Origin of the sequence: Geodermatophilus ruber (assembly GCF_900114385.1) — a bacterium.
Taxonomy (GTDB): Bacteria; Actinomycetota; Actinomycetes; order Mycobacteriales; family Geodermatophilaceae; genus Geodermatophilus; species Geodermatophilus ruber.
In genome coordinates this window covers 214,315-226,676 of the sequence record NZ_FOSW01000001.1, presented here as the reverse complement: position 1 = coordinate 226,676, position 12,362 = coordinate 214,315, and the positions used below count along the sequence as shown (strand labels likewise).

The window sequence follows — 12,362 nt, the reverse complement described above, 5'->3', positions numbered from 1 at the left end:
GCAAGACGGAAGGGGTTGGCGGACGGGTGTCCGGTCATCGATAGTGGCCGCGATCACTCACCGACGGAAAGTGAGCGCATGAGCATCCTCGGTACCCGCGTGGTCCGCACGGAGGACCCGCTGTTCCTCACGCGTGGTGCGACCTACACCGACGACCTGGTCGATGACCGGCTCACCGGTGCGCTGCACGCCACCTTCGTCCGCTCTCAGGTCGCCCACGGGCGCCTGCTCTCGGTCGACGCCTCCGCCGCCCGGGAAGCGCCCGGCGTCGTCGCCGTCTTCACGGCCGAGGACTGCACCGACCTCGCGCCGATCCCGGCCGGTCTGCCCATGGTGCCCCCGGCCATGATCCGGCCCTGGCTGGCCACGGACGCGGTCCGGTTCGTCGGCGACATCGTCGCCGTCGTCCTGACCGAGGAGCGCTACCAGGGGGAGGACGCGGCGGAGTTGGTCTCCGTCGACGTCGACCCGCTGCCGGCCGTCGTCACCACGGCGGACTCCGCCCGGGACGAGGTGCTGCTCTTCCCCGAGGCCGGCACGAACGTCATGGCCGCCTTCGGCGAGCCGGCCCCCGAGGACTTCTTCGTCGGCTGCGAGGTCGTGGTCACGCAGCGGATGGTCAACCAGCGCGTCGCGCCGGTGCCCCTGGAGACCCGGGCCGCCGCCGCGGCCTGGGGTGAGGACGGCCGCGTCACGATCTGGTGCACCAACCAGGGCGCGCAGCAGGCCAAGGGGGAGATCGCCGGCTGGCTGGGGCTGGACCCTGCACGGGTGCACCTGGTGACACCGGACGTCGGCGGCGGGTTCGGGGCGAAGATCGGCGCCGACCCCGAGTACGCCTTCGTCGCCTGGCTCGCCCAGCAGGCCGGTCGCCCGGTCCGCTGGACCGAGAGCCGGTCGGAGAACCTCGTCGGGATGCTGCACGGCCGCGGCCAGGACCAGGTGGTCACGATCGGCGGTCGCCGCGACGGCACCATCGAGGCCTACAGCCTGGTCGTCGACCAGGACTGCGGCGCCTACCCGCGGGTCGGGATCATCCTGCCGACCCTGACCATGCTGATGGCCGCCGCCACGTACGCCTTCCCGAAGGTGCACGCGCAGGCGCGGGCGCTCGCCACCAACACCACCTCGATCGGCGCCTACCGCGGCGCCGGCCGCCCCGAGGCGACTGCCGCGGTGGAGCGGTCGATCGACCTGTTCGCCGCGGAGATCGGCATGGACCCGGCCGAGGTGCGCCGGAAGAACCTGGTCCCGGCCTTCTCCGAGCCGCACACCACGCCGTCGGGCGCGACCTACGACAGCGGCGAGTACGTCGCGGCGCTGGACAAGGCGCTCGAGGCCGCCGGGTACGCCGAACTGCGCGCCGAGCAGACCCGCCGGCGGGAGCGCGGGGACGTGCGGCAGCTGGGCATCGGCCTGTCGACGTACGTGGAGATCACCGGCGCCGACACCGGCCTGGGCGCGGCGGAGTCCGCCGAGCTGGAGGTGCACCCTGACGGGACGGCGACGGTGCTCACCGGCACCTCGCCGCACGGCCAGGGGCACGCCACCGCGTGGGCGATGCTCGCCAGCGACCAGCTGGGCATCCCGGTCGAGAAGATCACCGTGCTCCACGGCGACACCGACCGCATCCCGCGCGGCGGCGGCACCATGGGCTCGCGCAGCCTCCAGCAGGGCGGCGCCGCGGTCCACCAGGCGGCCACCGAGCTCATCGAGGTCGCCAAGCAGCGGGCCGCCGAGCAGCTGGAGGCCGACCCGGCCGACCTGCAGGTCGACCTCACCTCCGCCGGGCTGTCGGTGCGCGGCACCCCGGGCGCCGGGATCACCTTCGCCCAGCTGGCCGAGAAGGAGCCGCTGGTCGTCCAGACCCGGTTCGAGGCCGCGGCGCCGACCTTCCCGTTCGGCGCGCACGTCGCCGTCGTCGAGGTCGACGTCGAGTCCGGCAAGGCCGAGCTGCAGCGGCTGGTGGCGGTCGACGATGCCGGCGTCATCGTCAACCCGCTGCTCGCCGAGGGGCAGCGGCACGGCGGCTTCGCGCAGGGGGTGGCGCAGGCGCTGCTCGAGGAGGTCCTCTACGACGCCGACGGCAACCCACAGACCTCGACGCTGGCCGACTACCCGTTCGTCTCGGCGACCGAGCTGCCCAGCTTCGAGCTGGTCGACATGGCCACGCCGACGCCGATCAACCCGCTGGGCGCCAAGGGCATCGGGGAGGCCGGGACGATCGGCTCCACCCCCGCCGTCCACAACGCCGTCATCGATGCCGTCGCGCACCTCGGCGTCCGCCACGTCGACATGCCCACCACGCCGATGAGGGTGTGGCGGGCCATCCAGCAGGCTCAGCAGGAGGGCACCCACTGATGAAGGTCTCCATGACCGTCAACGGTCAGCAGCGCACCGACGAGGTGGAGCCCCGGCTGCTGCTGGCGCACTATCTGCGGGAGGTGTGCGGGCTCAAGGCCACCAACATCGGCTGCGACACCACCTCGTGCGGGGCCTGCACGGTCGTCGTCGACGGCCTGACCGTGAAGTCCTGCACGGTGCTCGCGGCGCAGGCCGATGGTGCCCAGGTGACCACCCTGGAGGGGCTGGCCGGCCCGGACGGCGAGCTGCACCCCGTGCAGCGGGCCTTCCGCGAGGAGCACGGCCTGCAGTGCGGCTTCTGCACGCCGGGCATGGTGATGGCCGCCATCGGCGTCCTGGCCGACAACCCCGACCCCAGCGATCGGGAGGTGCGGGAGGGGCTGGAGGGCAACCTCTGCCGCTGCACCGGCTACCACAACATCGTCCGGGCGGTCCGCACCGCCGCCCAGGCCGGTCCCACCGCCGGTCAGGTGCCGCAGGCGCAGGAGGTGCAGGCATGATCCCCGGCCCGTTCGAGCTGGTGCGTCCGGGCACTGTCGAGGATGCCGTCGCCGCGCTGGTCGAGCACGGGGACGACGCCAAGATCCTCGCCGGCGGGCACTCGCTGCTGCCGCTGATGAAGCTGCGGCTGGCCATGCCGTCCGTGCTGATCGACATCGGCCGCATCCCGGGGCTGTCCTACGTGCGCGTCGAGGGCGACGAGGTGGCCATCGGCGCCGGCACCCGGCACCACGAGCTGGAGAAGGACCCCGTGGCGCAGGCGGAGGTGCCGATCCTCCCGTATGTGGCGAGCCAGGTGGGCGATCCGCAGGTGCGGCACCGGGGCACGATCGGCGGCACCGTGGCGCACAGCGACCCGGCGTCCGACCTGCCCACCGCGTTGCTGGCGCTGGGCGGCAGTGTGGTCGCGCAGGGCCCGGACGGGCGCCGGTCGATCCCGGTGACCGAGTTCTGGCTCGGCTTCTTCGAGACGGCGCTGGAGCCCGACGAGCTGGTCGTCGAGCTGCGGGTGCCGCGCACCGGGTCGGCCGGCTGGGGCTATGAGAAGTTCACCCGGCGGGCCAACGACTGGCCGATCGTCGCCGCCGCCGCGGTCGAGGGGCGGGTGGCGCTGGCGAACATGGCCGGTGCGGTCGTGCGGGCCACCGCGACCGAGGAGGCGCTGGCCCGCGGGGCGTCGATCGAGGAGGCCGCCGCGCTGGCCGCCGAGGGCACCTCGCCGTCGGCGGACATGCACGCCGACGCGGAGTACCGGCAGCACCTGGCCCGGCTGCTCACCCGCCGGGCGCTGGAGAAGGCGGCCGGCGCGGGCGCAGCCGCCGCCTGAAGAAGGACCCCCTGCCCCCCTCCGCTCGCACGCTCGCGGCGGGACCCTGCAGGGGGCCGGGACGCCGCCGGGACCGCTAGGTTCCGGCGGCGTCCCGTTTCAGCCGGCGGGGGTGAGCATCCCGGCGCCGACGGTGGCGTTGGTGGCCTCGTCGACGAGGATGAACCGCCCGGTGACCCGGTTGCGGGTGTAGTTGTCGACGAACAGCGGCTGGGTGGTGCGCAGCCGCACCCGGCCGATGTCGTTGAGACCGAGCTCGCCGGCGTCGGTGTCCCGGTGCAGCGTGTTGACGTCGAGCCGGTAGGCCAGATCCTTGACCATCGCGCGCACCGTGCGGGTGGTGTGCTTGATCGCGATCCGCTGCCGCGGCCGCAGCGGCTCGTCGGCCATCCAGCAGATCAGCGCGTCGAGGTCCTGGGTGGGGGTCGGCGCGTTCTCCGGCCGGCTGATGAGGTCGCCGCGGGAGACATCGAGGTCGTCGGCCAGCCGCACGGTCACCGACATGGGCGGGAACGCCTCCTCCACCGGGCCGCGCGGGCCGTCGATGGCGGCGACCGTCGTCGTGAGGCCGCTGGGCAGCACCTGCACCTCGTCGCCGGGGCGCAGCACACCGCTGGCCACGGTGCCCGCGTAGCCGCGGTAGTCGTGGTGGGCATCGGTCTGCGGCCGGATCACGTACTGCACCGGGAACCGGGCGTCGGTGAGGTTGCGGTCGCTGGCCACGTGCACGCGCTCGAGGTGGTGGATCAGCGTCGGGCCCTCGTACCACGGGGTGCGGGGGGAGTGCTTGACCACGTTGTCGCCGTGCAGCGCGGAGATCGGGATGACGGTCAGGTCGGGCACGCTCAGCTTCGCCGCGAAGGCGCTGAACTCGTCGGCGATGGCGTCGAAGGTCTCCTCCGACCAGTCGACGAGGTCCATCTTGTTGACCGCCACCACCAGGTGCGGCACCCGCAGCAGCGAGGCGAGGAAGGCGTGCCGGCGGCTCTGCTCGACCATGCCCTTGCGGGCGTCGACCAGCACGATCGCCAGGTCGGCGGTCGAGGCGCCGGTGACCATGTTGCGGGTGTACTGCACGTGGCCGGGGGTGTCGGCCAGGATGAACGTGCGCCGCGGGGTCGAGAAGTACCGGTAGGCGACGTCGATGGTGATGCCCTGCTCGCGCTCGGCGCGCAGGCCGTCGGTGAGCAGCGCGAGGTCGACGTGGTCGCCCTTGCTGGCGCGGGCCACGGCCTCGTACTGGTCCTCGAAGATCGCCTTGCTGTCGTAGAGCAGCCGGCCGATCAGCGTGCTCTTGCCGTCGTCCACCGAGCCGGCGGTGGCGATGCGCAGGATGTCCCTGCGGGCGGTGGCCAGCTCCGCGGCGTGCTCGGCGGCCGCCGAGTGGACGTCGACGGGCTGGGCGGCGGTGCCGGAGTCGGTGGCGGTCATCAGAAGTACCCCTCCTTCTTCCGGTCCTCCATGGCGGCGTCGCTGACCTTGTCGTCGCCGCGGGTCGCGCCGCGCTCGGTCATGCGGGTCACCGCGATCTCGGCGATGACCTCCTCGACCGTGGTCGCCTCGGACCGGACGGCGGCGGTCAGGTTCGCGTCGCCCACGGTGCGGTAGCGGACCGTGGCGCGGAACGGCCGCTCGCCCTCGCGTGGGCGGATGAATTCGTTGACCGCGTAGAGCATCCCCTGCCGCTCGACGACCTCCCGCTCCTGGGCGAGGTACAGCGGCGGGATGGCGATCTCCTCGCGGGCGATGTACTGCCAGATGTCGAGCTCGGTCCAGTTCGACAGCGGGAACACCCGGATGGACTCACCGAGGTGGATCCGGCCGTTGTAGAGGTCCCACAGCTCGGGGCGCTGGTTCTTCGGGTCCCACTGGCCGAACTCGTCGCGGAAGCTGAACACCCGCTCCTTGGCCCGCGCCTTGTCCTCGTCGCGGCGGGCGCCGCCGAACAGCGCGGTGAACCCGTGCTCCTCGACCGCGTCGAGCAGCACCGGGGTCTGGATCCGGTTGCGGGAGCCGTTGGGCTCCTCCTTCACCGTGCCGGCGGCGATCGCGTCGGGCACCGAGGCGACGATCAGCTGCACGCCCAGCTCGGCGACCCGCTTGTCGCGGAACTCCAGCACGTCGGGGAAGTTCAGCCCGGTGTCCACGTGCATCACCGGGAAGGGGATGCGGGCCGGGGCGAACGCCTTGCGCGCCAGCTCGAGCATCACGATGGAGTCCTTGCCGCCGGAGAACAGCAGCACGGGGCGTTCCAGCTCCGCCGCGACCTCGCGGATCACGTGGATGGACTCGGCCTCCAGCGTCTCCAGCTGGGAGAGCCGGTAGTCAGGGGTCGTCACGTGATCGAGCTCCGGAGGATCGAGGGCAGGACCTGAACCAGCACCAACCCCACCGGTCCAGGCGACATTCCCCTCCAGTGTCCGTCATGCATCCGGCGACGGCCTATGACCTGGGTCGCACTGCCGCCAGGATCGGGTCGGCCAGCTCCGGCCGGCAGACCAGCAGATCGGGCAGCGCGAGGTCGGGCTGGTTGTAGACCAGCGGCGAGCCGTCGAGCCGGACGGCGGTGAGCCCGGCGGCCCGCGCGACGGCCACCGGCGCGGCCGAGTCCCATTGGTACATGCCGCCGGCGTGCACATAGGCGTCGACCTCGCCGCGGACCACCGCGGTCACCTTGAACCCGGCCGAGCCCATCGGCACGAGCTCGGCGCCGAGCGCCGCGGCGGCGACGTCGGCCTCCCGCGGGGGGCGGGTGCGGCTCACCGCGATGCGCAGCCGGTCCCCGCCGGTGCCCGGTACCGCCGGCGCCGGGTCGGTGACGAGCACCTCGTCGAGGGCGGGCAGCGCGACGGCGGACGCGGTGAGCTCGCCGCCGGCCCACAGCGCCACGTGCACCGCCCAGTCCGGCCGGCCCTCGCCGTACTCGCGGGTGCCGTCGAGCGGATCGACGATCCACACCCGGTCGGCGGTCAGCCGGCGCCGGTCGTCGGCCGCCTCCTCGCTCAGGACGGCGTCCGTGGGGCGTTCGGCGGCGAGCACCGCGGTCAGGGCGCGCTGGGCCCCGGCGTCCCCGGCGTCCCCGAGCGCCCGGCCGGACAGCTTCCCGGCCGCACGCAGCTCCAGCAGGACGCCGGCGGCGGCGCGGGCGGCGGCGGTCGCGACCGCGACGTCGCTCATGCCTCCTCCGCGAGCGCGGTGGCGTCGGTCGGGCGCCCGGGTGGGGTGTGCCGGCCCGTGGCGTCGGTGATCCCGCCGAAGTAGTCGGCGAGCAGCTCCTCCCGCGGCATGACGAAGACGCCGCGGGCCTCCACCAGCGTCCGGTCGGGCGCCTCGGCGGTCGCGATCGTCCCGGTGACGACGCACGTGCGCCCCGCCGCCTCGGTGACCCGGGCGCGCAGCACCAGCGGCGTCGACAGCGGCACCGGCCGCCGGTAGTCCAGCTCCAGCCGGACGGTCATGCCCCACAGCCCGGCGGCGATCGCAGCCGTGCCGAGCAGCTGGTCCATGAGCAGGCTGCTCACCCCGCCGTGCACGAACCCGGGCGGCCCCTCGTAGGCCGGCCCGAGAACCGCCTCGCCGACCACCTCGGTCCCCACCTTGCGCATCACCAGCGGGGGGGCCAGCGCGCTGCCCACCCCGCTCACCGGGCTGTAGACCCGGCGGAACGCCAGCGGGTCGTCCAGGGCCGGCAGCTGGGTCGGGGGACGTTGCGCAGCGGCCAGCCGGGCGGTGACCGCGCGCGCATCGGCGGCCGCAGCGCGCAGCTCGGCGGCGGGGACGGTGGTGGTCACCGAGGCGTCCACCAGGTCCCGCAGCGCCGCACCCAGCTCGGTCACCGCGGCCATCAGATCGGCGTCGTAAGGCTGCCCGCCCGCATCGGTGTGCACCAGCGGACGGTAACGAGCGGACGGTCCGCTCAGCTCCCCGGCCCGCCCGGGCCCGAGCGCGGCAGCCGGACGGTGAAGGTCGCGCCCCGCCCCGGGGCGGTGTCCAGGCCGACGGTCCCGCCGTGGGCGGCCACCAGCGCGGACACGATGGCCAGCCCCAGCCCGGTGCCGCCCGCGGCGCGGGCCCGGGACGGGTCGGCCCGGTAGAAGCGCTCGAAGACCCGCTCGGCGTCCTCCGGCGCCATGCCCGGGCCCTCGTCGGCGACCCGCAGGACGACGACGCCGCCGTCCTCGGCCGCGCCGTCTCCGGGGGCCGGCTCGTCGGACAGGGAGACGGTGATCCGGGCGGTCCCCGGGGTGTGCACCAGCGCGTTGGTGACCAGGTTGCCCACGACCTGACGCAGCCGGGCCTCGTCGCCGAGCACGACCGGCACCTCGCTGAGCCCCTCGTCCAGGTGCAGGGCCAGCGGGCGCTCCGGCTGCAGGACCCGGGCGTCGTGCACGGCGTCCCCGGCCACCTCGGCGAGATCGACGGGGGTGAGGGTCAGCGGGCGCTGCTGATCGAGCCGGGCCAGCTGCAGGAGATCCTCGACGAGCAACCCCATCCGGGCGCTCTCGGACTCTATCCGCTGCATCAGCCGCCGGGTCTCCTCCGGACTGGTGACCGCGCCCTGCCGGTAGAGCTCGGCGAACCCGCGGATCGAGGTCAGCGGGGTGCGCAGCTCGTGGCTGGCGTCGGCGACGAAGCGCCGCATCCGGGTCTCCGAGGCGCGGGCCTGCTCCTCCGACGACTGCTGGGCGTGGAAGGCGCTCTCGATGCGGGCGAGCATGCCGTTGAGCGCAGTGGTCAGCCGGCCGACCTCGGTGCGCTCGTCACCCTCGGGCACGCGCTGGGAGAGGTCACCCGCGGCGATCGCCCGGGCGGTGCGCTCGACCTCGGCCAGCGGTCGGAGGCTGTTGCGGACCAGCACGTAGCCGGCGACGCCCAGCACGCTGAGCACGATGAGGCCGACGACGGCCTGGATCCACACGAGCCGGCCGATCGCGGCCTCGTCGCCCTCCATCTCGGTGCCGACCAGCAGCCGGTAGCCGCCGGGCAGCTCACCGGCCATCACCCGCCAGTCGGTCCGCCCGTCGGCCGAGGGGACGGTCACGGGGGCCGACATGTGGCCGTCGCCCAGGTCGTCGCCGTCCACCTGTGGCAGGTCGCCCTCGTCGGGCGGGCCGTTGAGGGTGGTCACCTCGTCGGTGCCCGGCGGGATGCAGGCGTAGTAGACCGAGTTGGGCAGCGCGTAGCGCTGGTTCTGGCAGGCGTCGAGGATCCGCCGGTCGTGCTCGCTCTGCTGGACGGCCGCGCGCAGCCGGTCGTCCTGCTGGCCCAGCAGGTAGCCCTTGAGCAGTGACGTCGCGGCGAAGCCGGTCGCGAGCAGGGCGACGCCGACGAGGGCGACCAGCAGTGCCACCAGCGTGATCCGCAGCGGCACCCGGACGCCGCGGGCCGGTCGGGGAACGGTCCGTCCCACCTCGTCACGGTTCGCTTCCTCGGGGCGTTCCGCTCCTCGTCCCGAGGTCCAGGTCGCCTCGCTGTGATCCTCGCGCCCCGTCAGCTCACGCTCCACGCGGTAGCCGCAGCGTGTAGCCGACACCCCGGATGGTGTGCAGCAGTCGCGGCTCGGTCGTGTCGATCTTGCGCCGCAGGTAGGAGATGTAGGACTCCACCACGTTCGCCTCGCCGTTGAAGTCGTAGTTCCACACGTGGTCGAGGATCTGCGCCTTGGACAGCACCCGGCCGGCGTTGGCCATGAGGTAACGCAGCAGCTTGAACTCCGTCGGCGAGAGGCTGACGACCTCCCCGGCCTTGATGACCTCGTGCGACTCCTCGTCGAGCTCGATGTCGGCGAAGGACAGCCGCGGCGCCTCGGCGGCGCGCTGCATCCCGGTGCTGCGGCGCAGCACGGCCCGGATGCGGGCCAGCACCTCGTCCAGGCTGAACGGCTTGGTCACGTAGTCGTCGCCGCCGAGGGTCAGGCCGGACACCTTGTCCTCGGCCGCGTCCCGCGCGGTGAGGAAGAGCACCGGCGTGTGCCGGCCGCTCTCCCGCAGCCGGCGGACGACGCCGAAGCCGTCCAGACCCGGCATCATCACGTCGAGGACGAGCAGGTCCGGGCGGAACGAGGCGGCAAGTGAGAGGGCCTGCTGCCCGTCGGAGGCGGTGGCCACCTCGAAGCCGGCGTAGCGGAGGCTGGCCGACAGCAGCTCGCGGATGTTCGGCTCGTCGTCCACGACCAGGAGCCGGGCCTCGGGGGTGCTGCGGGTGCCGCTCACGACCCCTCCCGTCGAACGTGCTGCCGTCGTCATGCGGCCCAGAGTGCCGGTGGCGACTGGGCCGGCCCTGGACGCTCCCTGTGAGAAGTCTGTACGCCTCTCACCCGGCAGGGGACATGCTGCGGCCGCGCCGCCAGTAGCCGATCGCGTGGTGCTGCGCCCGCCCGAGGCCCCAGCGGCCGCGCAGGTCCGACCGGATGGCCCGGACGGCGGCCGACTCGGCGCCCACCCAGGCGAAGACGTCGTCCCCCGCCGGCCGGTCGAGGGCGGCCACGGCGTCGGCGAGCAGGGCGCTCTCGCCGGGTGGGGTGCCGTCGCGGTGCAGCCAGCGCACCGCGACGCCCTCGGGGCCGGGCAGCGGCTGCTCCTCCGCGGCGTCGGCGACCTCGACCAGCGCGACGCCCCGGGTGGAGGCCGGTGCCTCGGCGAGGATCCGGCTGATCGCCGGCAGGGCCGTCTCGTCCCCGGCGAGCAGCATCCAGCCGGCCGGCCGCTCGCCCATCGACCCGCCGCCGGCGCTGGCGATCGTCGTCCCGGGGGCTGCGGCCGCGGCCCAGGCGGCGGCCGGGCCGTCGCCGTGCAGCACGAAGTCGATCTCCACCTCCCCGCGGTCGGGGTCCTGCCGGCGGGCGGTGTAGCTGCGCAGGGCGACCCCGTGCATGCCGGTGGGCCAGACGATCCGCCCGTCCCGGGCCACCGTCGGCCAGCGGGGCGCCGGGTCGCCCACCCGCGGTACCAGCAGGGAGACCGTCGGCCCGGCCGCGGCGGCCGCCGCGGGAGTCCCCGAGAGCAGGATCCGGCGCACCGAGGGCGTGACGTCGGCGACCGCGACGACGGTCAGGACGTCGACCGGGCGGGGAGCGTCAGATGGGGTCACGACCGGCCAGCGTAGAACGGGCCGGCCCGGCCGACCCCGGGGGAATGGAGTCGACCGGGCCGGCGATCGAGGACGGGACCCTCATCACTGTGGGTCACTGCGTTCCCCGGCCGGAGCGGGGGAGATCGCTGTTGCTCCCGTCGGCATTGACGCTACGTGACCGGGCCGGGATCGCCAGCGCTCGCACGAGTGATGCGGCGTTCCGAACGGGTGATGTGTGCTCAGGGAGCCCCGCGGGCAGGGGCAGGGGGACGTCGGCCCGCACCCCGTGCACGGGTGCGGGACGTGAACCGACGCGACGACAAGGAGAACGACCGTGAGCGAGACCGGAAACCAGTTCGCCGGCGCGGCGTCGCGCAGCACCAAGCACGGCCCGCATCTGGACGAGGAGCTCGAGCACGAGGTCCAGGGCCTGCTCCGGGCCGAGCGCAGCACCCGCGCCGAGGAGTGGAGGGATGTCGAGGCCCCCGCCGAGGGCGATCCCGATGTCGACCTCGCCCCCGACGCCACGCTGGTGGGCGGCACCCCGGTCGGCATGGACCCCGAAGCGGTCGCCGTCCGCGCCGAGCTGGCCCGCTGGCTGGTCCGGCACGACTTCCCGAGCACCGGCGCGCAACTGGTCGAGAAGGCTCAGGAGCACTACGCCCCGGACGCCGTCGTCGCGGAGCTGCGGCGTCTGCCGGCGGACCAGACCTTCGAGCGGATCGGCGACGTCGTCCGCGCGCTGGGCTACCCCACCGAGACCTGAGATTCGGCCGGTCAGGAGCCGGGGCGCCCCGACTCCTGGCCGGCCACGGGCGCCAGCTCCCCGGCCGCCTCCCGCTCCTCGTCCTCGGCGACCTCCTCGGCGCCGCGCCGGCGGAACAGCCGCGACCCGGGGAACCCCTTCACCACGTGCCGCAGGTCCTGCATCGTGTCCAGCAGGTCGTGCACGTCGTTGCCGACGTTCCCCATCGACGCCACCACCGGCAGGATGTCCTCGTCCAGGTGGATCATCAGCTGCGGCAGCCGGTCGATGAAGGTCACCACGGCCTCCACCTCGTCCGGCTCGACGCTGGCCGCCAGTCGGCGCACCGCCGGCGCGAGCGCCTGCAGCGGGCCTTCGAAGGTCTCGAGCAGCGGGTCCACCCGGCCGAGCAGCCCCTCGGCGCCGGTCACCGCCCCCTCCGCCCGGCCGATCGTGCTGCCGACGGCGGTGATCGCCTCGTCGGCCTTGCGCTGGGTCTCGCCGACGGCGGTGATGGCGGCGTCGGCCTTGCGCTGGGTCTCGTCGACGGCGGTGATGGCGGCGTCGGCCTTGCGCTGGGTCTCGTCGACGGCGGTGATGGCGGGGCGGCCTTGCGCTGGGTCATCCCGGCCGCGGTCACCACGCCGTCCACGCGGTCGAGGACGCCCTCCACCCGGTCGACCGCGGCGTCCACCCGGTCGAGCAGCGACTCCAGCCGCGTCACCAAGGTCACCACTCGCGGCACGAGGGCGAGCGCGTCGGAGATCCCCGCCCGGACGCCGTCCACCGCGGAGACCACGTCGGACGGCCCCGGCACGAACGGCAGCTTCACCCGGTGGACGGTACGTCGGCGTG

Annotated in this window: 12 protein-coding genes; 4 read left to right on the top strand and 8 right to left on the bottom strand. The window is 74.1% G+C overall.

Annotation, left to right across the window (positions count from 1 at the left end):
- Positions 1 to 78 precede the first annotated feature (78 nt).
- From BMZ50_RS01225 to BMZ50_RS01215, 3 genes are read left to right on the top strand one after another with little or no spacing between them, the layout of a single operon-like run.
- A complete protein-coding gene (locus tag BMZ50_RS01225) occupies positions 79 to 2,361 on the top strand; it encodes a xanthine dehydrogenase family protein molybdopterin-binding subunit (RefSeq protein ID WP_091320132.1) in 2,283 nt (760 codons plus the stop codon).
- Positions 2,361 to 2,864, top strand: coding sequence for a (2Fe-2S)-binding protein (locus BMZ50_RS01220; protein ID WP_091320129.1), 504 nt, complete (start codon positions 2,361 to 2,363; stop codon positions 2,862 to 2,864). The genes BMZ50_RS01225 and BMZ50_RS01220 overlap by 1 nt, the downstream gene beginning before the upstream one ends.
- Positions 2,861 to 3,691 (top strand): FAD binding domain-containing protein, encoded by an 831-nt coding sequence (locus BMZ50_RS01215; protein WP_091320121.1) that lies wholly within the window; start codon positions 2,861 to 2,863, stop codon positions 3,689 to 3,691. Before BMZ50_RS01220 ends, BMZ50_RS01215 begins: the two co-directional genes overlap by 4 nt.
- Before the next feature lie 99 nt (positions 3,692 to 3,790).
- Here BMZ50_RS01215 and BMZ50_RS01210 read toward each other — a convergent pair whose 3' ends face one another.
- The 7 genes from BMZ50_RS01210 to BMZ50_RS01180 form a co-directional block, all read right to left on the bottom strand.
- Positions 3,791 to 5,122: a sulfate adenylyltransferase subunit 1 gene (locus BMZ50_RS01210; RefSeq protein WP_218146041.1), complete on the bottom strand. Its 1,332-nt coding sequence runs from the start codon at positions 5,120 to 5,122 to the stop codon at positions 3,791 to 3,793.
- Positions 5,122 to 6,030 carry a sulfate adenylyltransferase subunit CysD gene (cysD, locus tag BMZ50_RS01205; protein ID WP_091320117.1) on the bottom strand — a complete coding sequence of 303 codons (909 nt, stop codon included), beginning with the start codon at positions 6,028 to 6,030 and terminating at the stop codon, positions 5,122 to 5,124. Before cysD ends, BMZ50_RS01210 begins: the two co-directional genes overlap by 1 nt.
- Before the next feature lie 103 nt (positions 6,031 to 6,133).
- Positions 6,134 to 6,868: a 3'(2'),5'-bisphosphate nucleotidase CysQ gene (locus tag BMZ50_RS01200; RefSeq protein ID WP_091320113.1), complete on the bottom strand. Its 735-nt coding sequence runs from the start codon at positions 6,866 to 6,868 to the stop codon at positions 6,134 to 6,136.
- On the bottom strand, positions 6,865 to 7,578 hold the full coding sequence (locus BMZ50_RS01195) for a PaaI family thioesterase (protein WP_091320110.1): 714 nt from the start codon (positions 7,576 to 7,578) through the stop codon (positions 6,865 to 6,867). Before BMZ50_RS01195 ends, BMZ50_RS01200 begins: the two co-directional genes overlap by 4 nt.
- A 29-nt stretch (positions 7,579 to 7,607) precedes the next feature.
- Positions 7,608 to 9,101, bottom strand: coding sequence for a sensor histidine kinase (locus BMZ50_RS01190; protein ID WP_218146040.1), 1,494 nt, complete (start codon positions 9,099 to 9,101; stop codon positions 7,608 to 7,610).
- 85 nt (positions 9,102 to 9,186) lie between these two features.
- Positions 9,187 to 9,903 (bottom strand): response regulator transcription factor, encoded by a 717-nt coding sequence (locus BMZ50_RS01185; RefSeq protein WP_091320107.1) that lies wholly within the window; start codon positions 9,901 to 9,903, stop codon positions 9,187 to 9,189.
- 100 nt (positions 9,904 to 10,003) lie between these two features.
- A complete protein-coding gene (locus BMZ50_RS01180) occupies positions 10,004 to 10,780 on the bottom strand; it encodes a siderophore-interacting protein (protein WP_091320103.1) in 777 nt (258 codons plus the stop codon).
- Between the two features lie 316 nt (positions 10,781 to 11,096).
- Here BMZ50_RS01180 and BMZ50_RS01175 point away from each other — a divergent pair, with 316 nt between their 5' ends.
- Positions 11,097 to 11,528, top strand: a complete 432-nt coding sequence (locus BMZ50_RS01175; RefSeq protein ID WP_091320100.1) for a DUF2795 domain-containing protein — start codon at positions 11,097 to 11,099, stop codon at positions 11,526 to 11,528.
- An 11-nt stretch (positions 11,529 to 11,539) separates the two neighbouring features.
- On the opposite strand, the gene BMZ50_RS24630 is transcribed toward BMZ50_RS01175, so the two are convergent.
- Positions 11,540 to 11,938: a hypothetical protein gene (locus tag BMZ50_RS24630; protein WP_143087044.1), complete on the bottom strand. Its 399-nt coding sequence runs from the start codon at positions 11,936 to 11,938 to the stop codon at positions 11,540 to 11,542.
- Positions 11,939 to 12,362: the final 424 nt, after the last annotated feature.

Coding starts and splice junctions, on each gene's coding strand:
- BMZ50_RS01225 (WP_091320132.1), top strand. CDS start 79: ATGAGCATCCTCGGTACCCGCGTGGTCCGCACGGAGGACCCGCTGTTC.
- BMZ50_RS01220 (WP_091320129.1), top strand. CDS start 2,361: ATGAAGGTCTCCATGACCGTCAACGGTCAGCAGCGCACCGACGAGGTG.
- BMZ50_RS01215 (WP_091320121.1), top strand. CDS start 2,861: ATGATCCCCGGCCCGTTCGAGCTGGTGCGTCCGGGCACTGTCGAGGAT.
- BMZ50_RS01210 (WP_218146041.1), bottom strand. CDS start 5,122: ATGACCGCCACCGACTCCGGCACCGCCGCCCAGCCCGTCGACGTCCAC.
- BMZ50_RS01200 (WP_091320113.1), bottom strand. CDS start 6,868: ATGAGCGACGTCGCGGTCGCGACCGCCGCCGCCCGCGCCGCCGCCGGC.